Below are 21,108 nucleotides of genomic sequence, written 5' to 3' on the forward strand. Positions count from 1 at the left end.
GGCCCCTTGTTAACGCATCCGGTAGTGAAAGGGTCCCTTCCAAACCGGTTCCGCGAGCTGTGGGACGAGATCGCGCCGATCGGGCGGGACGCCGGCAGCGGCGGGTACCTGCGGTACGCGCTCACCGAGCCGGAACTGCGCCTGCGGGAGTGGTTCCGCGGGCAGGCCGAGCGGCGCCGCATGCCGGTGACCGAGGACGGCAACGGCAACCTGTTCGCCTGGTGGGGCGACCCGGAGGCCGGGGACGCGGTGCTGACCGGGAGCCACTTCGACTCGGTGCCGCACGGCGGGGCGTACGACGGCCCGCTCGGCATCGTCAGCGCCTTCCTCGCGGTGGACGAACTGCGCGCGGCGGGCGTCACACCCACCCGGCCGGTCGCCGTGGCGGCGTTCGTCGAGGAGGAGGGGGCGCGGTTCGGCGTACCCTGCCTGGGGTCGCGGCTGCTCACCGGGGCGCTGGCGGCCGACCGCGCGGCCGGCCTGCGGGACGCGGCCGGGGTGAGCTTCGCCGAGGCGTTGGGCGCCCGACCGGCGGGCGCCCGGCCGGAGCTGCTCGGCCGGTTCGCGGCGTTCGTCGAGCTGCACGTCGAGCAGGGCCGCGCGCTGGTCGACCAGGACGCGCCGGTCGCGGTCGCCAGCGCGATCTGGCCGCACGGCCGCTGGCGCTTCGACTTCACCGGCGAGGGCAACCACGCGGGTACGACCCGGATGGGCGACCGCCGCGACCCCATGCTCACGTACGCGTTCACGGTCCTCGCCGCCAACAAGGAGGCCCGGCTGCGCGGCGCCCACGCCACCGTGGGCCGGGTGTCCGTCGAGCCGAACGCCACCAACGCGATCCCGTCGAAGGTGACCGGCTGGCTGGACGCCCGTGCGGCGGAGCCGGAAACCCTCGCCGGGCTGGTGGAGGCCGTCCACGGCAAGGCCGCCGAGCGGGCCCGGCGCGACGGCACCGAGGTGGCGCTGACCGAGGAGTCGGCGACACCGCTGGTCGCGTTCGACGGCGGGCTGGCCGGCCGGCTCGCGACGCTGCTCGACGCGCCGGTGCTGCCGACCGGAGCGGGCCACGACGCGGGTGTGCTCGCCGGGCACCTGCCGACGGCGATGCTCTTCGTGCGCAACCCGACCGGGATCTCGCACTCCCCCGCCGAGTCGGCCGCCGACGACGACTGCGCCGCCGGCGTGACCGCCCTCGCGCGGGTGCTGGAGGAGCTGACATGACCCGGTGGCTCGCCGAGTACGCCTGGCTGCCGGACCACGCCGAGCCGACGCCCGACGTGCTGATCGAGACCGACGGCGGGCGGATCACCGGGGTCACCCCGCTGACCGCCGGAGGCCGGCCGACGGCCGGGGTCGAGGTCCTGACCGACGCGGTACGGCTGCCCGGGCTCACCCTGCCCGGCCTGGCCAACGCCCACTCGCACGCCTTCCACCGGGCCCTGCGCGGGCGGACGCACGGCGGGCGCGGCGACTTCTGGACCTGGCGCGACGTCATGTACACGGTCGCGGCCCGGCTGGACCCCGACTCGTACCTGGCCCTGGCCCGGGCCGTCTACGCCGAGATGGCGCTGGCCGGGATCACCTGCGTCGGCGAGTTCCACTACCTGCACCACGGGCCGGGCGGCGAGCCCTACGACGATCCGAACGCGATGGGTGCGGCGCTGGTCGAGGCGGCCGCGCACGCCGGCATCCGGCTCACCCTCCTGGACACCGCGTACCTGACCGCGACGGTGGACGGGCAGCCGCTGGTCGGCCCGCAGCGGCGGTTCGGCGACGGCGACGCGCTGCGCTGGGCGCAGCGGGTGGACGCGTTCACGCCGGACAACACGCACGCGCGGGTCGGCGCGGCGATCCACTCGGTCCGCGCGGTGCCGGCCGACCAGCTGGCCACCGTGGCCGGCTGGGCGGACCGCCGGGGCGCGCCGCTGCACGTGCACCTCTCCGAGCAGCCCGCCGAGAACGACGCCTGCCGGGCCGTCCACGGCTGCTCACCGACCCGCCTCCTCGCCGACCGCGGGGTCCTCGGCCGGCACACGACCGCCGTGCACGCCACGCATCCCACCAGCGCCGACGTCACGCTGCTCGGGGACAGCGGGACCGGGATCTGCCTCTGCCCCACCACCGAACGGGACCTCGCCGACGGGATCGGGCCGGCACACCGGATGGCCGACGCGGGCAGCCCACTCAGCCTCGGCAGCGACAGCCACGCCGTGGTCGACCTCTTCGAGGAGGCGCGCGCCGTGGAGCTGGACGAACGGCTGCGCACCCGCAAGCGGGGTCACTTCGCCGCCGCCGACCTGGTCACCGCCGCCACCGTCGCCGGGCACGCCGCGCTCGGCTGGGGCGACGCCGGGCGGCTGTCCATCGGGGACCGGGCCGACCTGGTCACCGTGCGACTGGACAGCGCCCGCACCGCCGGCGTACCGCCGGTGGGGGCGTTCTTCGCGGCGAGCGCCGCGGACGTCACCCAGGTCGTGGTGGACGGCCGGGTGGTGGTGCGCGACGGCCGGCACCTGACCGTGGACGTCCCCACCGAACTGCGCACCGCCATCGCGGAGGTGACCTCGTGAGCAGCCTGCTGGTCGACAACATCGGGGAGCTGGTCACCAACAACTCCGAGGGCGGCGCCGGGGCGCTCGGCCTCCGCCGGAATGCCGCGCTGCTGGTCGAGGACGGCCTGGTGGCCTGGATCGGGCCGGCCCGGGACGCGCCGGCCGCCGACCGGCGGATCGACGCCGAGGGGGCGGCCGTCCTGCCCGGCTTCGTGGACAGCCACGCCCACCTGGTCTTCGCCGGCGACCGGGCCGCCGAGTTCGCCGCCCGGATGGCCGGCGAACCGTACACCGGGGGCGGCATCCGCACCACCGTCGGCGCGACCCGCGCCGCCTCCGACGACGAGCTGCGGGCCACCGTACGCCGGCTGCGCGGCGAGGCGCTGCGGCAGGGCACCACCACCATCGAGATCAAGAGCGGGTACGGCCTGACCGTCGCCGACGAGGCCCGCTCCCTGCGGATCGCCGCCGAGGTGAGCGGGGAGACCACGTTCCTCGGGGCGCACGTCGTCCCAGCCGAGTACGCCGACCGCCCCGACGACTACGTGGGCCTGGTCTGCGGGCCGATGCTCGCCGCCGCGGCACCGTACGCCCGCTGGATCGACGTCTTCTGCGAGCGGGGCGCCTTCGACGTGGACCACGCCCGGGCGATCCTCGCCTGCGGGCAGGCGGTCGGGCTCGGTGTGCGGGTGCACGCCAACCAACTCGGTCCCGGGCCCGGTGTGCGGCTCGGCGTCGAGCTGGGCGCTGCCAGCGTCGACCACTGCACCCACCTCACCGACGCCGACGTCGACGCGCTGGCGTCGACGCGGTCCGACTGCATGTGCGCCGAGGGCGGGCACACGACCACCGTGGCCACCCTGCTGCCCGGGGCCGAGTTCTCCACCCGGTCGCCCTACCCGGACGCCCGTCGGCTGCTCGACGCCGGTGTCACCGTCGCACTCGCCACGGACTGCAACCCCGGGTCGTCGTACACGTCGTCGATGCCGTTCTGCATCGCCCTCGCCGTACGCGAGATGCGGATGACCCCGGCGGAGGCGGTCTGGGCCGCGACCGCCGGCGGCGCGCGGGCGCTGCGCCGCGACGACATCGGGCGGTTGCGGCCCGGCGCGCGGGCCGACCTGATGATCCTCGACGCCCCGTCCCATCTGCACCTGGCCTACCGGCCGGGAGTCCCACTGATCCGCCAGGTCCTGCACAACGGAGTACCGCTATGACCGTAGTCATCCAGCCCACCGGGGTCTCCCCCGCCGACGTGCTCGCCGTGGCCCGCGGCACCGCCAAGGTCGTCCTCGACCCGGCGGCGATCGACGCGATGGCCACCAGCCGGTCCATCGTGGACGGCATCGAGGCCGCCGGCCGGCCGGTCTACGGCGTCAGCACCGGCTTCGGGGCGCTCGCCAACACCTTCGTCGCGCCCGAGCGCCGCGCCGAACTCCAGCACGCGCTGATCCGCTCGCACGCCGCCGGTGTCGGCGCGCCGATGCCGCGCGAGGTCGTGCGGGCGATGATGCTGCTGCGCGTACGCTCCCTCGCGCTCGGCCGTTCCGGCGTCCGGCCGCTGGTCGCCGAGGCGCTGGTCGACCTGCTCAACCACGAGGTGACGCCGTGGGTGCCGGAGCACGGCTCGCTGGGCGCCTCCGGTGACCTGGCGCCCCTCGCCCACTGTGCCCTGGTGCTGCTCGGGGAGGGGTGGGTGCTGGGTCCGTCGGGGGAGCGCGTCCCCGCCGACGAGGCCCTGCGCCGGGCCGGCCTGGCGCCGATCGAGCTGGCCGCCAAGGAGGGGCTGGCGCTGATCAACGGCACCGACGGGATGCTGGGCATGCTGCTGCTGGCGATCCACGACGCCGCGCACCTGTTCACCATGGCGGACGTCACCGCCGCCCTGGCCATCGAGGCGATGCTCGGCTCGGAGCGGCCCTTCCTGCCGGAGCTGCACGCCATCCGCCCGCACCCGGGGCAGGCCGCCGCGGCGGCCAACATCCACCGGCTGCTCCAGAGCTCGGGGGTGATGGACTCGCACCGCGACGACCTGGCGCACGCCGTGCAGGACGCGTACTCGATGCGGTGCGCTCCCCAGGTCGCCGGCGCCGCCCGCGACACCCTCGACTTCGTCCGCCAGGTGGCCGACCGGGAACTGGTCTCGGTCGTGGACAACCCGGTGGTGCTGCCGGACGGCCGGGTCGAGTCGACCGGGAACTTCCACGGCGCGCCGCTGGGCTTCGCCGCGGACTTCCTGGCGGTCGCGGCGGCGGAGGTCGGGGCGATCGCCGAGCGGCGGGTGGACCGGCTGCTCGACGTGACCCGGTCCCGGGAGCTGCCCGCGTTCCTCTCCCCGGACGCCGGGGTGAACTCCGGGCTGATGATCGCCCAGTACACGGCCGCCGGGATCGTCGCGGAGAACCGCCGCCTCGCCGCGCCCGCCTCGGTGGACTCGCTGCCCACCAGTGGCATGCAGGAGGACCACGTGTCGATGGGCTGGGCGGCGACGAAGAAGCTGCGTACGGTCCTGGACAACCTGACCAGCCTGCTCGCGGTGGAACTGCTCGCCGCGGTGCGCGGACTTCAGCTGCGGGCGCCGCTGGAGCCGTCCCCGGCGGGTCGGGCCGCGATCGCCGCGCTGGGCGGGGCCGCCGGCGAACCGGGCCCGGACGTGTTCCTCGCCCCGGTGATGGAGGCGGCCCGCGCGGTGGTGGCCGGCCCCGACCTGCGCGCCGCGATCGAGCGGGAGGTCGGCGCCCTCGCCTGACCGCGACGTCAGGCCGGTGGGAGGACCTTGGCGACCAGCTTGGCCAGCTCGCGGAGCGCCTTGCCCCGGTGGCTGATCGCGTCCTTCTCCTCCGGCGTCAGCTCGGCGTTGGTGCGGTCCTGCCCGTCGCCCAGGAAGATCGGGTCGTAGCCGAAGCCGCCGTCGCCACGGGGCGCCCGCAGCAGGCGGCCGGATTGCCGGCCGTCGACCAGGTGCTCCTTGCCGCCGGGCAGCACCAGGGCCACCGTGCAGACGAACGAGGCTGCCCGGTGCTCGTCCGGCAGGTCGGCGATCTGGTCCAGCACCAGCTGGAGGTTGGCCTGGTCGTCACCGTGCCGCCCGGCCCAGCGGGCGCTGAAGACCCCCGGCATGCCGTTGAGGGCGTCCACTGCCAGGCCCGAGTCGTCGGCGATCGTCGGCAGGCCGGTGCGGCGGCAGCCCTCCCGCGCCTTAATCAACGCGTTCTCGCCGAAGGTGAGGCCGGTCTCCGGCAGCTCCGGGTACTCCTCGACGTCGTCGAGGCCGAGCAGGGCGACCCGGTGGGCGCCCAGCGCGCCGTCGAGGATGCGCTGGAGCTCGGTGAGCTTCTTGCGGTTACGGGTGGCGAGCAGGACCTTGTTCATGCTGAAACACCTCTGTTCGCGACTGCGGGGCTCGCAAGCTCGCTCCTCGCGCTCACGAGAGTGCCTTCCGCTGGGCCTCGGCCAGTTCCACGCAGCCGGCGACGGCCAGGTCGAGCAGGGCGTCCAGCTGCTCGCGGGCGAACACGCCCGCCTCACCGGTGCCCTGCACCTCGACGAACTCGCCGCTGCCGGTGCAGACGACGTTCATGTCGACCTCGGCGGCCACGTCCTCGTCGTAGTTGAGGTCGAGCCGCGGCTCGCCGGCGATGACGCCGACACTGACCGCCGCCACCGACCGGTGCATCACCTTCTCCGGCTTGCCGGCGAGGGCCTTCCGCTCGCCGAGCCAGGTGACCGCGTCGTGCAGCGCCACGTAGGCGCCGGTGATCGCGGCGGTGCGGGTGCCGCCGTCGGCCTGGAGGACGTCGCAGTCGAGCACGACGGAGTTCTCGCCGAGCGCCTTGAGGTCGATGGACGCCCGCAGGCTGCGACCGATCAGGCGGGAGATCTCGTGCGTCCGCCCACCGACCTTCCCCTTCACGCTCTCCCGGTCCGACCGGGTGTTGGTGGCGCGGGGCAGCATCGCGTACTCGGCGGTGACCCAGCCGAGCCCGGAGCCCTTGCGCCAGCGCGGCACCCCCTCGGTGACGCTCGCGGTGCACAGCACCCGGGTGGCACCGAACTCCACGAGCACGGAACCCTCCGGGTGTGTGCTCCAGCCTCGGGTCAGGGTCACCGGTCGGAGTTGGTCGGGCAGCCGCCCGTCAGGTCGCGCCATGCCCTGCACCCTATGTGGTGCCGTGATCGAAGCGCCCCGGGGTGTCCCGACCCGCCGTCAGGCGGCGGCAGGTACGGGCGCGCCGTGCACCCGCAGGAAACCGGCCACCGACGCCGGCCAGCCGAACTCCTCGGCCCGGGCACGCGCCGCCCGCCGCCGCTCCGCCGCCGGCCGGGCGAGCAGCCGGTTCACCGCCTCGGCCAGCGACGCCGCCGAGCCGTACGCGGCGAGCCCGGCGGAGCCGACCACCTCCGGCAGGGCGCTGGCGGCGTTCACCACGACCGGGGTGCCGCAGGCCAGCGCCTCCAGCCCGGCCAGGCCGAACGTCTCCACCGGACCGGGTGCCAGCACCACGTCGGCGCTGGCGAGCAGAGCCGCGACCATCCCCCGGTCGGGTAGGAAGCCGGTGAACTCCACCGGCAGCCCCTCGGCGCGCCGGGCCAGCGCCGGGCGCAGCGGCCCGTCCCCCACCATCACCAGGACGGCGGGCACGCCGGCGCGGCGCAGCTCCGCGAGCGCGTCCACCGCCAGCTCCGGCCTTTTCTCCACCGACATCCGTGCGCAGTGCACCAGCAGCACCTCGGTCGCGTCCGCGTACCGCTCGCGCAGCGCCGCGTCCGCCCGGTCCGGCCGGAACGTGTCCAGGTCCACCCCGAGCGGCACCAGCTCGACCGGCGCGGCGATCCGGTCGAACTCCTCGGCCGCCCACCGGGTGGTGCAGACGATCCGGTCGTACGACCCCGCGGTCTCCCGGTTGAGCCGGTCGGCGGCCCGGCGCCGCAGCGCGTGCGGCACCCGCCACTCGCCGAGCAGCCCGGTGAGGGACTCGTGGGAGACCATCAGCGACGGCACCCCGTGCGCCCGCGCCCACGCGCCGGTCCAGCGGAGGGTCGAGCGGTCGGACACCTCCAGCCGGTCCGGGCCCAGCCCGGCCAGCACGCGGGCGACCCGCCGGCGGTCGGTCAGCAGGCGGTACCCGCCGGTCCGGGGCACCTCAGGGCCGGCGAGGGTGATCACCCGCCCCCACGGGTGCCGCTCGTCGGCGTCCCGCCGTCCCGGCACCACCAGCACCGGGTCGTGTCCGGCCGCCAGGTAGCCCGTGCCGAGGTGGCGCAGCGCCGTCCGGAGCCCGCCGGAGCGGCCGGTGACGAAGTTCGCCAGCCGGACGATCCGCAGGCCGCTCACGACGGCACCGTCCGGCCGCGCCACCGGGCGGCACGTCGCCCGGTCACGACGCCGCCGGCAGGTCGAGCGCCGACGCGCCCGCCCGCACCGCCTGGTAGTGGCCGATCAGCTCGTCCCCGACCGCCGTCCAGCTCCGGCGGCTCACCGCCGCGCGGGCCGCCTGCCCGTACGCCAGCCGGCGCGACCCGTCAGCGGCGAGCGCCGCGACGGCGCCGGCCAGCGCGTCGGTGTCGTCGGGCGGCACCAGCGTCCCGGTCACCCCCGTCTCCACCAGGTCGACCGGCCCGCCGGCCGCCGGGGCCACCACGGGTACGCCGCTGGCCAGCGCCTCCTGGATCGTCTGGCCGAAGGTCTCGTGCGGTCCGGTGTGCACGAAGACGTCGAGGCTCGCGTACAGGCGGGCGAGGTCGTCGCCGTGCCGCACCCCGAGGAACGTCACGTCGGGCAGGGCCTTCTCCAGTTGCCGCCGCGCCGGGCCGTCCCCGGCCACCACGACCCGTACGCCGGGCAGGGCGGCGGTGGCCGCGAGCAGGTCGACCCGCTTCTCCGGGGCGAGCCGGCCGACGTACCCGACCAGCAGTTCGCCGTGGGGCGCGAGAGTGCGCCGCAGGTCCGCGCACCGCTTCGCCGGCTGGAACCGCTCGGCGTCGACGCCGCGGCGCCACAGCCAGATCCGCTGCACACCGTTCGCGATGAGGTCGGCGGCGGCCCGGGTGGAGGGCGCGAGCGTGCGGTTGACGGAGTTGTGGATCTCCCGCAGCCGGCGCCAGGCCGCCGCCTCGCCCCAGCCGACCCGGTACGCGCGGGCGTACGAGGCGACGTCGGTCTGGTAGACGGCGACGGTCGGGAGGCCGTGCCGCACGGCCAGTGCCGCGGCCCGCGCCCCGAGGACGAACGGACTGGCCAGGTGGACGACGTCGGGGGCGTACGAGAGCAGCGCGCCGGCCAACCGGGCCGGCGTGGGTACGCCCAGCCGGAAGCCCTGGTAGCGCGGCAGGGGCACGCTCGGGATCCGGACCACCGGGTACGGGTACCGGTCGGTGTCGTGCCGGTGCGACCCGGGCGGCGCCGGCGCGACGACCACCGGCTCGTGGCCGCGGGCGACGAGGTGTTCCGCCGCCCGGACCACCGAGTGTGCGACACCGTTCACGTCCGGCGGGAACGACTCGGTGACGATGGCGATGCGCATGCCCTCACCGTGCGGGTGCCACGGGTGCGCCAGACGACGGGACATTGACCGCCCGGCGAACAGTTCGGCAAGAGCCGCCGCGCGGGTGGGCGTCAGACCTCGTAGCTGGCGCCGGGCCGGACGACCTCGAGCGGGCCGGCGTACGCGGCGGCGGCGGACGCGACGGTGTGCGCCTCGCTGCCCCAGGCCGCCACCAGGTGGGTCAGCAGCAGTCGGCCGACGCCCGCCTTGGTGGCCGCCTCGCCCGCCTCCCGGCCGGTGAGGTGCAGGTCCGGTGGGTTGTCCACGCCGTCGAGGTAGCTCGCCTCGCAGAGGAACACGTCGGCGTCCTGGGCCAGCCGCAGCAGGGCGTCGCACGGCGCCGTGTCCGACGAGTAGCAGAGGACCCGCCCGCCGTGCTCCACCCGCACCCCGTACGTCTCGATCGGGTGGTTCACCCGGTCGACGGTGACGGTCAGCGGGCCGATCGGGAAGGTCCCCGGCTGGAGGGCGTAGAACTGGTAGACGTCCTCGACGGTGGCGTCCTCCTGCCCGTACGCGGCGGCGAGCCGGTCCGGCGCGCCGGCCGGGGCGTACACCGGCAGCGGTGGGTAGGGGCCGTCGGGGGCGTACCGGCGCACGACCACGTACGACGCGGCGTCGAGGATGTGGTCGCAGTGCAGGTGGGTGAGGAGGATGGCGTCGGGGGCGTGCAGCCCCGCGTACCGCTGGAGCGTGGACAGCGACCCGGACCCGAAGTCCACCAGGAGCTTGAAACCCTCGGCCTCGACCAGGTACGCCGAGCAGGGGGCCTCGGGGCCGGGAAAACTCCCCGCGCAGCCCAGGACGGTCAGTCGCATCGAGTTGTCTCGCTGTCACGCTGGGTAGCTGCCGCGCCGGCCGTCTCTCCGCGGAGCATGATCTCTACCGACGCGTACGCCACGCTGCGCAGCCTACGCTCGCGTACGCGAACGCATGAATCATCCGCAGGAAGATGTCACGAACGTGACACCCGCTCCCGGTGCCCGCCCCGACGCGACCGACCGGCACGACCACGCCCTGTGCACACGCGGGCCCGGCGGGGGCCCCGGCACCGGCCGGCGCCCCGTCCGCGCTGCTCGTCCGGTCAGGCCCAGAGCTGGCCCTCCAGGGCGTCCTCCGCGTCCCCGAGGGTGCCCCCGTACGCCCCGGTCGACAGGTACTTCCAGCCGCCGTCGGCCACCACGAAGGCCACGTCGGCGCGGCGCCCCTCGCGGACCGCCTCGTGCGCCACCGCCAGGGCGGCGTGCAGGATCGCGCCGGTCGAGAACCCGGCGAAGATGCCCTCCACCTCCACCAGCTGGCGCGTCCGCAGCACCGCGTCCCGCGTCCCGACGGAGAAGCGCCGGGTGAGCACGGTCGCGTCGTACAGCTCCGGGACGTAGCCCTCGTCGATGTTGCGCAGTCCGTAGACCAGCTCGCCGTAGCGCGGCTCGGCCGCGACGACCTGGATGCCCTCGACCTTCTCGCGCAGGTAGCGCCCGGTGCCCATCAGCGTGCCGGTGGTGCCCAGACCGGCCACGAAGTGGGTGATCGTGGGCAGGTCGTGCAGCAGCTCGGGACCCGTGGTCTCGTAGTGCGCACGGGCGTTCGCCTCGTTGCCGTACTGGTACAGCATCACCCAGTCGGGATGCTCCGCGGCGATCTGCTTGGCGGTGGCGACCGCCTGGTTGGAGCCACCCGCCGCCGGCGAAAAGATGATCTCCGCCCCGTACATGCGCAGCAGCTGGACCCGTTCGGTGGACACGTTCTCCGGCATCACGCAGACCAGCCGGTACCCGCGCAGCTTCGCCACCATGGCCAGCGAGATCCCGGTGTTGCCGCTGGTCGGTTCGAGGATGGTGTCGCCCGGCCGCAGCCGGCCGGCCTCCTCGGCCGCCCGGACCATGAACAGGGACGCCCGGTCCTTGATGCTGCCGGTCGGGTTCCGGTCCTCCAGCTTGGCCCACAACCGCACCGGCGGTGCCCCGTCGGGCACCGTCGGCGACAACCGGGGCAGCCCGACCAGGGGCGTGCCGCCACAGGCGTCGAGAAGGCTGTCGTACCGCGCCATGACGACCGCCCTCAGCGGGCGGCGACCGAGGCGCGCCGGGCCGCGGCCGACGCGCCCGCCGCCGCACCGTGCTGCGCGATCGCCGCGGCGGCGGCACCGTGCTGCGCGATCGCCGCGGCGGCGGCGAAGCCGAAGGCGCCGCCCGCCACGGCCGGCAGGATCGTCACGCTGTCACCGTCGTTGAGCTTGGCGTCCAGCGAGCCGAGGAAACGGACGTCCTCGTCGTTGACGTAGACGTTGACGAAGCGGTGCAGCGCGCCGGTCTCGGTGACCAGCCGGGCCTTCAGGCCGGCGTGCCGGGAGTCCAGGTCGGCGAGCAGGTCGCCCAGCGTGTCGCCGGCGCCCTCGACGACCTTCGCGCCGCCGGTGTAGCTGCGCAGGATGGTGGGGATGCGAACCTCGATGGCCATGATGTCGTGCTCCTTGGTCGGGTGTGCCGAAATGGTGACGGGACGAGACAGGGTGTTACGGCGCTGGATTCAGCGGCCGGAACACTCGTAGTCGACCGTCGCCGGGCTCTGCCCGAACATGTAGGACTGCACGGCGTGCGGGTCCACCCCCGGCTCCAAGATGCGGACCGGCTCCTCGGTGACCACGCCGTCGACGATCCGGAAGGAGCGGATCTCCTCGGTGTCGGGCTCACGGGTGGAGACGAGCAGATAGTGCGCATTGGGCTCGCCGGCGAAGGAGATGTCGGTACGCGACGGGTACGCCTCGGTCGCGGTGTGCGAGTGGTAGATGACGACGGGCTCCTCGTCCCGGTCGTCCATCTCCCGCCACACGCGCAACTGCTCCATCGAGTCGAACTCGTAGAAGGTCATGGAGCGGGCGGCGTTCTCCATCGGGATGTGCCGGGCCGGGGTGTCGCTGCCGGCGGGGCCGGCGACCACGCCGCACGCCTCGTCGGGGTGGTCCCGACGCGCGTGGGCGACGATCGCGTCGACGATCGACCGGTCGATGCTCAGCACGCCGACCAGCCTAACGCCTGCCCGCGCGGCCCGGCGAGGTGGCGGCGGTCACGAATCAGTCGATCAGGGCGTTGAGCAGGGATTCCTGGAGGTAGCCCAGGTAGGCGTAGACCGACAGTTGGAACACCCGGCTGGACGTCGGGTCCTCGGCCACCGCATCGTCCAGCTCGGCGCCGAGGTCGGTGCCGTCCTTGATCTCCAACCGGACGCCCATCGCCAGGCGGGCGTCGTTGAGCGCCCGCAGCCACGCCTCGGCCGCCTCGGCGTCGAGACGCACCTCGCCGCCCGCCTCGTCGGGCAGCGCCGCGAGGATCGCGCCGGCCTGGTCGATCTTCGCGGTCTTCAGGTCGCCCTCGGTGTACCGGCGGAACTCGGCCGTCCCCGCGGCGTCCTCCGGGTAGACCTCCGGGAACAGCCGCCCGACCACCGGGTCGGAGTGGTCGAACCCGTCGGTGAGCAGCCCGACCACCTCGGAGGCGACCTTGCGCAACACCCGGACCTCGTCCACGGCGAAGATGGCGACGTAGCGGTCGCCCTGGCGCCGGAACATGCTCACGCCCGATCCACCGTCGCCCAGAGACCGTACGCGTGCAGCTGCGACGCGTCGTGCTCCATGCGCTCGCGGGCGCCGCTGGAGACGACCGCCTTGCCCTTGTGGTGCACGTCCAGCATGAGCTGCTCGGCCTTCTCCCGGCTGTACCCGAAGAGCTTCTGGAAGACCCAGGTCACGTACGTCATCAGGTTGACCGGGTCGTCCCACACGATCGTCACCCACGGCCGGTCGGGCGCCGGCACCTCGTCGGTGTCCGGCGTCTCGACCGGTGCAACCTGCGGAGCCGCCATGCCCCCCATCGTGCCACCGGATCCGGCGAACCGAGGAACCGGAACGCCGGCCGGTCCCGGATCGGCGCCGTGACCGCCTGCGGAGCCACGCGGACGCGACGCGTCGGCACCCCCGTCAGGCGAGCAGGATGCCGTGGTCGACCGCATCGGAGAGCACCGCGTCCAGCGAGAGGCGGATCACCTCGAAGCGTCGGGACACCTCGCGGGTCAGCTCCAGCTCGACCTCCCGCAGCGCGCGTTGGGCCCACGCCCGCGCCGCGTTCGGGTCGTTGTTGCCGGGGCTGCGCCAGTGCTGCCAGCAGCCACCGGAGAGGGCCACCGCCACCGGCGGGAGAATGTCCTCCCGTGCGGCTCCGGAATAGCCGGTCATTGCGTCGATCGCGCCGGCGCCGGTCAGGCCGGCCACCCCACCGGTGCTGGTCACCAGGAGAACCCGCTCCAGTTCCTCGCCGGAGCGGTGGTCGGCCAGGCCCCACCGGACCGCGTTGGCGATCCGCCGGCGGACGCCCGGTGCCAGCGGAGCGCCGAACACCCGCCCGGCCGCCTCGTCGACCAGGTTGCGGACGGCCTGGTCGCACTGCGCGGTGGCCAGCAGCGAGAGGGCCTCCATCTCGCGGTCGAGCAGGTGCGGGAGGCCGGTGCAGCCGACCCCGAAGACGATCTCCTGCACCACCCGCAGGTGGACGTTCGCGAGTTCCAGGGCCAGGTGCTGGCGGATGCGCCGCGCGACCGAGCGGGCCCGCCGGTCCAGCTCGTCGGACCACGGGCCGGGCTCGGGCAGCACCGGCACCCGGCCGTGCGCCCCGGGCAGCACCGGCGGCGTGGCGCTCGCCCTTCGCAGCCCCTCGTCGGCGGCCCAGCCCACCAGCCCCCGACGCAGGTCGTCGGCGCCGCCCGGGCTGACCGGGAACCACCGGGCACGGGCGAGGTCGGGGACCGCGGCGAGCAGGGCCGCCCGGTGCGCCGCCACGGTCACGGCGGCCGGGTCCACCGGGGTGACCGCCGACGGCCCGGTGGACCCGGCGTCGGCCGTGCCGACGGACGCCCCCGTGTCCTCCGTCGTCGACCCGCCGTCGGGCGGGCACCAGCCACCCGCACCGGGCGTCACGGCGAAGAAGACCTCGACCCGCGCGGCGGCGAGGTCGGCCAGCAGATGCAGCTCGGCGGCGGTGAACGCCTGGTCGGCGGCGATGACGAAGAGCACCGCGCCGGCGCGGCCCGCCGCGTCCAGCAGCACCCGGTTACCGGGCACACCGAGGCTGCCGGTGTCCGGGGTGTCGACCAGGGCGAAGTGCCTCAGCAGCGGCTCCGACACGGACAGCTCGACCCGGCGCGGCGGTCGGGCGAGCGCCGGCCCGGCGGCCAGCCGGTCGGCGCCGTACGAGTGCGGCTGGCGGTAGCCGGGCACGTACGCGGCCCGACTCGGAACCTGCGCGTGGCGGACGACCAGCCAACTGCCGGCGGGGACCGCGAGCATGGCGGGGTCCAGCCGGAGCAGCGTGGCGAGCACCTCGACCCGACCCGCGCCGGCGGGACCGGCGGCCACCACCGCCAGCGGCTCGTCCGCACCGGGCGCGGGCGCGTTCCGGCTGGGCAGCGGCCGGCCGCGGGGCAGGTCGGCGGCGCCGGCCGGATCGCCCGACATGTCGACCGCGGGGAGCGGACCCGGCATCACAGGCGGCCTCCCAGTGCTGGTGACCGGCGGTGCCGGCCACGCGGAACTGTCCGGTAGTTGACCGGATGCCGGAAGAGTACGGGCGACCCGGGACCGAGTCGGAACACCCAGTCTACTCAGCGGTAACGACGAGGTTACTCAACTTCGGTGCGTGACGGACTAGTTGCATACGGAATCACGTCGATATGCTGCGCGGATGAGTCGGTGGAGATTCGTCGGTCGCAGACACGAGCTCGACCGTCTGTTGTCGGCGGTGACGGGCCTCGACGGGCGAGGGCTGTTCATCAGCGGCAGCGCCGGCATCGGCAAGAGCCGGCTGCTCCGCGAGTGCGTGGACGGGCTGCCCCGCGACCGGTACGCGGTCTGGTACGTCGCGGCGAGCGCCACCACCGCCGCGCTCCCGTTCGGCGGGCTGGTCCAGGTCCTCCCCGCCGACCAGCCGCAGGGCCTGTCACCGGCCGGTGTCCTGCGCTGGGCCGTGGACGTGCTGCAACAGCAGGCGGCCGGCCGCCGCATCGTGCTCGCCGTCGACGACGCGCACCTGCTGGACCCGCCGTCCGCAGCGCTGGTGCACCTCATCGCCCGATCCGAGAACGCCACCGTCATCGGCACCCTGCGCGAGGGCGAGCAGATCCCGCTGCCGATCCGCGCACTGTGGACCGACGACCTGGTCGACCGCGCCGAGCTGAGCCCGATGGACCCGGCCGACACCGCCGGGCTCCTCGCCGCGATCCTGGACGGGCCGGTCGACGCCGGCTCCGCCGACCGGCTCTGGCGGCTCTCCGCCGGCAACCCGCTGCTGCTCCGCGAACTCGTCCACGCCGCCTCCGGCACCGGGGAGCTGACCAGCACGTACGGGGTGTGGACGTGGACCGGCCGGCTGGAGCTGGCGCCGAGCCTGACCGACCTGATCGACACCCGGATCGGTCAGCTCACTCCCGGCGTCCGGGCGGTGGTCGAGCTGGTCGCGTTCGGCGAACCGCTCGGCCTGCAGCTGCTCGGGCAGGCGGTCGAACCGGCCGACGTGGAGACCGCCGAGGAACGCGGCCTCATCACCGTGGTCCGCGACGACCGGCGGCTCGACGTACGCCTGGCCCACCCGATGTACGGGGAGGTGATGCGCCGGCAGTGCCCGGTCAGCCGCACCCGCCGCCTGCAGGCCCGCCTCGCGCAACTGCTCGAGGAGGTCGGCACCCGCCGCCGGGACGACCTGCTGCGGGTCGCCGTCTGGCGGCTGGAGTCGGGCACCGCGCAGGACGAGCGGATGCTGCTCGGCGCCGCGGTGCAGGCGTTCACCCGCTACGACGTGCCGCTGGCGACGCGGCTCGCCCGGGCGGCGCTCGACACCGGCGGAGGGTTCGACGCCGCGGAGCTGCTGGCCACCATCCTCATGTTCGCCGACCGGCCGGACGAGGCGATCGAGGTGCTCGACGCCGTCGCGGCCGACCTGGCCGACGACCACCGGCGCAGCCGGTGGCTCACCGTGCGCGGCATGGTCAGCTACTGGGGGCTCAGCCGGGAATCCACCGTGGAGGAACTCGCCGCCCGCGGCGCCGAGCTGAAGGACTCCGCCGCCCAGGCCCGCGTCCTCGCCTTCGAGGCGATCATGCGACTGCAACTCATGGACACCGCCGCCGCGCTCCGGCTCGGGCAGACCGTGCTGGACCGGCCCGCCGCCAGCGTCGCCGCGCGGGAACTGGCCCGGTGCACCATCGCCTACCTGCACACCGCGCAGGGGCAGCTGCGCCGCAGCGCCGTGGCCATCGAGCTGGTCCAGGCGGCGGCCGGGCACTGGCGGGCGGACATGCCGTACCTGCAACTCGCACTGGAGCTGGCCCGTGGCACCCGGCTCGCGCTCGCCGGGGACCTGCTCGGCATCGACGCCATCGTGGCCGACGAGTTCGCCGACCTGGCCGGCGCCGGGGACTTCCGGCTCGGCACCGGCTACCTGGCGATCCTCCAGGCGTACGCGGCCCGGCTGCGCGGCGAGACCGACACCGCGCTGCGGACCAGCCTCGGCGCGTGCGCGGTCCTGGCCACCAGCCGGGTCTACGCCGGTCTGGCACAGGCCGAGCGGGCCCAGGCCGCGGCGCTGCGCGGCGACGCGGAGCAGGCCGCGGAGGCGATGGCGGAGGCCGACCGCACCCACGCGCGGGGAATGGCGGTGCTCTACCCGTGGCTGGAGCAGGCCCGCGGGGCGGTCCTGGCGGCCGGCGGCGACCTGCCCGGCGCCGTCAAGCACCTCGCGGAGCTGGCCGAGCGGCTCCGCGCCGACGGCTTCGCCGGACACGAGGTCCACGCGCTCCACGACCTGGTCCGCCTGGACCAGGCCACCGCACCGCTCGGGCCGACCTGCTCCGACGGGAGCCGACGCACCGTCGCCCAGCGCCTGGCCGAGCTGTCCGAGCAGGTCGACGGGGTGCTGCCGCCGCTGCTGGCCCGGCACGCCCGGGCGGCGGCCGACGGCGCCGCGGAGGACCTGCTCGGCGTCGCCGAGGCCTTCGCCGAGCTGGACCTGACCGTCTGGGCCGCCGAGGCCACCGCCACGGCGCTGCACCTCCTGCGGCAGCGGCGGTCGCCCGCGGCCAGCACCGCCCGGGAGCGGCTGGCCGCCCTGCTCGGGCGGTGCGGCCAGGTCGACACCCCCGCGCTGCGCGCCGGTACACCGACCCTGAGCCACCGGGAGTGGCAGGTGGCCCGGCTCGCGGCCACCGGCGCCACCAGCCGCGTCATCGCCCAGCAGCTCTACCTCTCCGCGCGCACCGTGGAGAACCACCTCCAGCGCATCTACAGCAAGCTCGGGGTGACCGGGCGGGCGGAGCTGGGGGCGGCGCTGCGGGCGATCCCGGGCCACGACGGCGGGCACCCGGACCAAACTCTAGGCTGAGGCGGTGACCACCCTTCGCCCCGCGCTGCTGACCGACCACTACGAGCTGACGATGGTCAGCGCCGCCCTGCGCGACGGCACCGCCGACCGCCACTGCGTGTTCGAGGTGTTCAACCGCCGGTTGCCGATGGGCCGCCGCTACGGCGTGGTCGCCGGGACGGGCCGGCTGGTCGAGATGATCCGCGACTTCCGCTTCGACGCCGACGAGGTCGACTTCCTGCGGCGCACCGGCGTCGTGGACGAGGCCGCGGCGCGGTGGCTCACCAACTACCGCTTCACCGGCGACGTCGACGGGTACGCCGAGGGTGAGCTGTCCTTCCCCGGCTCGCCGATCCTCACCGTCTCGGGCACCTTCGCCGAGTGCGTGGTGCTGGAGACGCTGGTCCTGTCGGTGCTCAACCACGACTGCGCCGTCGCCGCAGCGGCCGCGCGGATGGTCACCGCGGCCCGCGGGCGCACCCTCATCGAGATGGGCTCCCGCCGGGCGCACGAGGAGGCGGCCGTCGCGGCGGCGCGGGCGGCGTACCTGGCCGGGTTCCGGTTCACCTCCAACCTGGCGGCCGGGCAGCGCTACGGGATCCCCACCGCGGGCACCGCCGCGCACGCGTTCACCCTGCTGCACGACGACGAGCGGGCGGCGTTCGCCTCGCAGGTGGCCACGCTGGGCAAGGACACCACGCTGTTGGTCGACACGTACGACATCAGCCAGGGCATCCGCAACGCCATCGCGGTGGCCGGGCCGGACCTGCGCGCCGTCCGGATCGACTCCGGCGACCTGGCCGTGATGGCGCAGCAGTCCCGCGAGCTGCTCGACTCGCTCGGCGCCACCGAGACGAAGATCATCGTGTCCGGCGACCTCGACGAGTACGCCATCGCCGCGCTCGCCGCGGAACCGGTGGACATGTACGGGGCCGGCACCGCCGTGGTCACCGGCTCCGGCGCCCCCACGGCCGGCCTCGTCTACAAGCTCGTCGAGGTCGACGGCCGCCCGGTGGTCAAGCGTTCCGAGCAGAAGGCCACCATCGGGGGACGCAAGGTGGCGGTGCGCCGGCACAAGCCGACGGGCACCGCCACCGAGGAGGTGATCGTGCCGCAGGGCGTGCCGGACCGGCGGCCGCACGACCGGCTGCTCCAGCGGTCGTACGTGGTGGGCGGGGAGCCGGTCGACCAGCCGACGCTGGACGAGTCCCGGGAACACCTGCGGCAGTGCCTGATCTCGATTCCCTGGGAGGGGTTGAAGCTTTCGGCGGGTGACCCGGCCATCCCGGTCACCGTCGTTCCGGCGGACTGAGTCTCTGGAGGGACGTCACATGGGCAAGGCGTTGATCATCGTGGACGTGCAGAACGACTTCTGCGAGGGCGGCTCGCTGGCCGTCGGTGGCGGCGCCGCCGTCGCGGCCGGCGTCAGCCGGCTGCTCGCCGCCGATCCGGGCCGCTGGGACCACGTGGTCGCCACGAAGGACTACCACGTCGACCCGGGCCCCCACTTCGGCGATCCGCCGGACTTCGTCGACTCGTGGCCCCGGCACTGCGTGGTGGGCACCCCCGGCTCGGAGTTCCACCCCGACCTGGCCACCGACCGGATAGCGGCGATCTTCCACAAGGGCGAGCACGCGGCCGCGTACTCGGGCTTCGAGGGGCACACCGACGGCGGCGAGTGCCTCGCCGACTGGCTGCGACGGCACGACGTCGACCAGGTGGAGATCGTCGGCATCGCCACCGACCACTGCGTCCGCGCCACCGCCCTGGACGCCTTCGAGGAGGGGTTCGACACCACCGTGCTGCTGGACCTGACCGCCGGTGTCGCCCCGGACACGACCGACGTGGCGCTCCGCGCGTTCGAGGGCGCGGGGATCACCACCCGGGGAAAGCCTGTGATCAGGGCCGCATGACCCGGTAAATCTTTGGCGGTTGTCGTACTCCCGGCTGAGGATGTCCGCGGAGGTACGGACCGTCGTGAACATCAAGGCTTACCGGGAGGCACTCGCCCTGCCCGGTCTCCGGTCGCTGCTGCTGGTGGCGGTCCTCGCCCGGGTCCCGCTCACCGCGACCGGGGTGACACTCACCTTCTTCGTCGTCGAGGATCTCGGCCGGGGGTACGGCGCCGCCGGGCTGGTCGGTGCCGCGATCACCGTCGGCGCGGCCATCGGCGGCCCGCTGCTCGGCCGTCTGGTGGACCGGCGGGGCCTGCGCCCGGTGCTCGTGCTGACCGGCGTCGCCGAGGCGGTCTTCTGGTCCACGGCGCCGATGCTGTCGTACGCGCTGCTCCTGCCGGCCGCCTTCCTCGCCGGCTCACTGGCGCTGCCGATCTTCTCGGTGATCCGGCAGTCCATCGCGGCCATGGTCCCGCCGGCCCGGCGCCGCCCCGCGTACGCGCTCGACTCGATGTCCGTGGAGCTGTCGTTCATGGTCGGCCCCGCGCTCGCCACGGTCGCCGTCACCGCCATCTCCGCCCGGACGACCCTCTACCTGGTCGGCGCCGGCATCGTCGCCGCCGGCGCCGGGCTCTGGCTGCTCAACCCTCCGGTACGCGGCGCCGGTGAGCCGGTCGGGCCGCAGCGGAAGGTGGCCCGGCGCGAATGGCTCACCCCGCGGATGCTCGCCGTGCTCGCCGCGAGCACCGCCGCCACCCTCGTGCTGGGCGGCACCGACGTGGCCGTGATCGCGGTGCTGCGGGACGGCGGCGAGGTCGGCTACACCGGGGTGGTGCTCGCCATGTGGGCGGCCGCCTCGCTGGTCGGCGGCTTCGCGTACGGGGCGGTCACCCGCTCCTGGTCCCCGCTCGTGCTGATGGCGGCGCTCAGCGTCGCCACGATCCCGGTGGGGCTGGGCGGCTCCCACTGGTGGCTGCTCTGCCTGGCGCTGATCCCGGCCGGCCTGCTCTGCGCGCCGACCATCGCCGCCACCTCCGACGAGGTCAGCCGGCTGGCACCCGCCGAGGCCCGCGGCGAGGCGATGGGCCTGCACGGTTCGGCCATCACGATCGGCATCGCGGTCGGTGCCCCGCTGGCCGGGGCGGTCATCGACGCGTCCGCGCCCGCCTGGGGCTTCGCGGTCACCGGCGCGATCGGCGCGCTGGTCGCCCTGGCTGTGCTCCCGGTCGAGCTGCGCCGCCGCCGGGCCGTGCCGGCTGTGGAGCTGGCCCCCGAGCCCGAGCCCGAGCCCGAACTCGCACCCGCCGCCTAGAGCATCCCGACCTCGACCCGACCGCACCCGGCCCCGCCGACCCAGCCGGCCCGAGCCGAGGCCGGGCCGGCGCTGGGGCCGAGCCGAGGCCGGGCCGGCGCTGGGGCCGAGCCGAGGCCGGGCCGGGCCGCGGGTAGACCTGGCCGGGCTGGCCCGACTTGGCCGGGCCGGGCTGAACGGGCCGGGGCGGCCCGCAAGGTCAACTCCATGCCGCCGGCGTCGCAGGGTCGTCCAGTCCCAGAGCACGCGATGCCGCCGGCATGGAGTGGATCCAGCCTGGCTCGCACGCACCGCCGCCACCCGCGCCGGCCGGGTCACCCGTGCCGGTTGCCGTAGCCGGCGCGCCGGTCACCACGGCCGAACGGCGACGGGCGCCGCTCCCCGGAGGGGAACGGCGCCCGT

The 21,108-nt window shown here is 74.9% G+C and carries 19 protein-coding genes; 8 read left to right on the plus strand and 11 right to left on the minus strand.

Annotation, left to right across the window (positions count from 1 at the left end; genetic code table 11):
* Positions 1-6: 6 nt before the first annotated feature.
* Genes ACN26Y_RS02035 through hutH form a run of 4 tightly spaced genes read left to right on the plus strand, consistent with a single transcriptional unit; the run spans position 7 to position 5,301 of the window.
* Positions 7-1,221: an allantoate amidohydrolase gene (locus tag ACN26Y_RS02035; RefSeq protein ID WP_155333786.1), complete on the plus strand. Its 1,215-nt coding sequence runs from the start codon at positions 7-9 to the stop codon at positions 1,219-1,221.
* Positions 1,218-2,570 (plus strand): formimidoylglutamate deiminase, encoded by a 1,353-nt coding sequence (locus ACN26Y_RS02040; protein WP_155333787.1) that lies wholly within the window; start codon positions 1,218-1,220, stop codon positions 2,568-2,570. The genes ACN26Y_RS02035 and ACN26Y_RS02040 overlap by 4 nt, the downstream gene beginning before the upstream one ends.
* Positions 2,567-3,769: an imidazolonepropionase gene (hutI, locus tag ACN26Y_RS02045; RefSeq protein ID WP_155333788.1), complete on the plus strand. Its 1,203-nt coding sequence runs from the start codon at positions 2,567-2,569 to the stop codon at positions 3,767-3,769. The genes ACN26Y_RS02040 and hutI overlap by 4 nt, the downstream gene beginning before the upstream one ends.
* Positions 3,766-5,301 carry a histidine ammonia-lyase gene (gene hutH, locus ACN26Y_RS02050; protein ID WP_155333789.1) on the plus strand — a complete coding sequence of 512 codons (1,536 nt, stop codon included), beginning with the start codon at positions 3,766-3,768 and terminating at the stop codon, positions 5,299-5,301. The genes hutI and hutH overlap by 4 nt, the downstream gene beginning before the upstream one ends.
* 8 nt (positions 5,302-5,309) lie before the next feature.
* On the opposite strand, the gene rdgB is transcribed toward hutH, so the two are convergent.
* The 11 genes from rdgB to ACN26Y_RS02105 all read right to left on the minus strand — a co-directional run bounded on the left by rdgB (position 5,310) and on the right by ACN26Y_RS02105 (position 14,630).
* Complete coding sequence (gene rdgB, locus ACN26Y_RS02055) at positions 5,310-5,924, minus strand: RdgB/HAM1 family non-canonical purine NTP pyrophosphatase (protein ID WP_155333790.1); 615 nt, start codon at positions 5,922-5,924, stop codon at positions 5,310-5,312.
* 52 nt (positions 5,925-5,976) lie between these two features.
* Positions 5,977-6,702 (minus strand): ribonuclease PH, encoded by a 726-nt coding sequence (gene rph, locus ACN26Y_RS02060; protein ID WP_155333791.1) that lies wholly within the window; start codon positions 6,700-6,702, stop codon positions 5,977-5,979.
* Between the two features lie 57 nt (positions 6,703-6,759).
* Entirely contained in the window at positions 6,760-7,878 is a 1,119-nt protein-coding gene (locus ACN26Y_RS02065; RefSeq protein ID WP_422734999.1) for a glycosyltransferase, read from the minus strand.
* 52 nt (positions 7,879-7,930) lie between these two features.
* Positions 7,931-9,076 (minus strand): glycosyltransferase family 4 protein, encoded by a 1,146-nt coding sequence (locus ACN26Y_RS02070; RefSeq protein ID WP_155333793.1) that lies wholly within the window; start codon positions 9,074-9,076, stop codon positions 7,931-7,933.
* Positions 9,077-9,168: 92 nt separating this feature from the next.
* Positions 9,169-9,915, minus strand: coding sequence for an MBL fold metallo-hydrolase (locus ACN26Y_RS02075; RefSeq protein WP_155333794.1), 747 nt, complete (start codon positions 9,913-9,915; stop codon positions 9,169-9,171).
* A gap of 266 nt (positions 9,916-10,181) precedes the next feature.
* A complete protein-coding gene (locus ACN26Y_RS02080) occupies positions 10,182-11,147 on the minus strand; it encodes a PLP-dependent cysteine synthase family protein (RefSeq protein WP_155333795.1) in 966 nt (321 codons plus the stop codon).
* Positions 11,148-11,158: 11 nt separating this feature from the next.
* Positions 11,159-11,557 carry a MoaD family protein gene (locus ACN26Y_RS02085; protein ID WP_155333796.1) on the minus strand — a complete coding sequence of 133 codons (399 nt, stop codon included), beginning with the start codon at positions 11,555-11,557 and terminating at the stop codon, positions 11,159-11,161.
* Positions 11,558-11,626: 69 nt separating this feature from the next.
* The gene (locus tag ACN26Y_RS02090; RefSeq protein WP_155333797.1) at positions 11,627-12,115 is read right to left on the minus strand and encodes a Mov34/MPN/PAD-1 family protein; all 489 of its coding nucleotides are present in this window, start codon (positions 12,113-12,115) and stop codon (positions 11,627-11,629) included.
* 55 nt (positions 12,116-12,170) lie between these two features.
* Complete coding sequence (locus ACN26Y_RS02095; RefSeq protein WP_196255962.1) at positions 12,171-12,665, minus strand: DUF2017 domain-containing protein; 495 nt, start codon at positions 12,663-12,665, stop codon at positions 12,171-12,173.
* Positions 12,666-12,667: 2 nt separating this feature from the next.
* A complete protein-coding gene (gene clpS, locus ACN26Y_RS02100) occupies positions 12,668-12,958 on the minus strand; it encodes an ATP-dependent Clp protease adapter ClpS (protein ID WP_155333799.1) in 291 nt (96 codons plus the stop codon).
* 115 nt (positions 12,959-13,073) lie between these two features.
* Positions 13,074-14,630 carry a hypothetical protein gene (locus ACN26Y_RS02105; protein ID WP_230688849.1) on the minus strand — a complete coding sequence of 519 codons (1,557 nt, stop codon included), beginning with the start codon at positions 14,628-14,630 and terminating at the stop codon, positions 13,074-13,076.
* A 199-nt stretch (positions 14,631-14,829) separates the two neighbouring features.
* On the opposite strand from ACN26Y_RS02105, the gene ACN26Y_RS02110 reads away from it, so the two are divergent.
* Genes ACN26Y_RS02110 through ACN26Y_RS02125 form a run of 4 tightly spaced genes read left to right on the plus strand, consistent with a single transcriptional unit; the run spans position 14,830 to position 20,706 of the window.
* Complete coding sequence (locus ACN26Y_RS02110) at positions 14,830-17,520, plus strand: helix-turn-helix transcriptional regulator (protein ID WP_155333801.1); 2,691 nt, start codon at positions 14,830-14,832, stop codon at positions 17,518-17,520.
* A 4-nt stretch (positions 17,521-17,524) separates the two neighbouring features.
* Entirely contained in the window at positions 17,525-18,811 is a 1,287-nt protein-coding gene (locus ACN26Y_RS02115) for a nicotinate phosphoribosyltransferase (protein WP_155333802.1), read from the plus strand.
* Positions 18,812-18,830: 19 nt separating this feature from the next.
* Complete coding sequence (locus ACN26Y_RS02120; protein WP_155333803.1) at positions 18,831-19,412, plus strand: isochorismatase family protein; 582 nt, start codon at positions 18,831-18,833, stop codon at positions 19,410-19,412.
* Positions 19,413-19,452: 40 nt separating this feature from the next.
* Positions 19,453-20,706 (plus strand): MFS transporter, encoded by a 1,254-nt coding sequence (locus ACN26Y_RS02125; RefSeq protein ID WP_422734156.1) that lies wholly within the window; start codon positions 19,453-19,455, stop codon positions 20,704-20,706.
* Positions 20,707-21,108: the final 402 nt, after the last annotated feature.

This window comes from Micromonospora sp. WMMD558 (assembly GCF_049315255.1).
Lineage (GTDB): Bacteria > Actinomycetota > Actinomycetes > Mycobacteriales > Micromonosporaceae > Micromonospora.

Coding starts and splice junctions, on each gene's coding strand:
- ACN26Y_RS02040 (WP_155333787.1), top strand. CDS start 1,218: ATGACCCGGTGGCTCGCCGAGTACGCCTGGCTGCCGGACCACGCCGAG.
- hutH (WP_155333789.1), top strand. CDS start 3,766: ATGACCGTAGTCATCCAGCCCACCGGGGTCTCCCCCGCCGACGTGCTC.
- rdgB (WP_155333790.1), bottom strand. CDS start 5,924: ATGAACAAGGTCCTGCTCGCCACCCGTAACCGCAAGAAGCTCACCGAG.
- rph (WP_155333791.1), bottom strand. CDS start 6,702: ATGGCGCGACCTGACGGGCGGCTGCCCGACCAACTCCGACCGGTGACC.
- ACN26Y_RS02070 (WP_155333793.1), bottom strand. CDS start 9,076: ATGCGCATCGCCATCGTCACCGAGTCGTTCCCGCCGGACGTGAACGGT.
- ACN26Y_RS02075 (WP_155333794.1), bottom strand. CDS start 9,915: ATGCGACTGACCGTCCTGGGCTGCGCGGGGAGTTTTCCCGGCCCCGAG.
- ACN26Y_RS02080 (WP_155333795.1), bottom strand. CDS start 11,147: ATGGCGCGGTACGACAGCCTTCTCGACGCCTGTGGCGGCACGCCCCTG.
- ACN26Y_RS02085 (WP_155333796.1), bottom strand. CDS start 11,557: ATGGCCATCGAGGTTCGCATCCCCACCATCCTGCGCAGCTACACCGGC.
- ACN26Y_RS02095 (WP_196255962.1), bottom strand. CDS start 12,665: ATGTTCCGGCGCCAGGGCGACCGCTACGTCGCCATCTTCGCCGTGGAC.
- clpS (WP_155333799.1), bottom strand. CDS start 12,958: ATGGCGGCTCCGCAGGTTGCACCGGTCGAGACGCCGGACACCGACGAG.
- ACN26Y_RS02105 (WP_230688849.1), bottom strand. CDS start 14,630: ATGCCGGGTCCGCTCCCCGCGGTCGACATGTCGGGCGATCCGGCCGGC.
- ACN26Y_RS02110 (WP_155333801.1), top strand. CDS start 14,830: ATGAGTCGGTGGAGATTCGTCGGTCGCAGACACGAGCTCGACCGTCTG.
- ACN26Y_RS02120 (WP_155333803.1), top strand. CDS start 18,831: ATGGGCAAGGCGTTGATCATCGTGGACGTGCAGAACGACTTCTGCGAG.
- ACN26Y_RS02125 (WP_422734156.1), top strand. CDS start 19,453: ATGTCCGCGGAGGTACGGACCGTCGTGAACATCAAGGCTTACCGGGAG.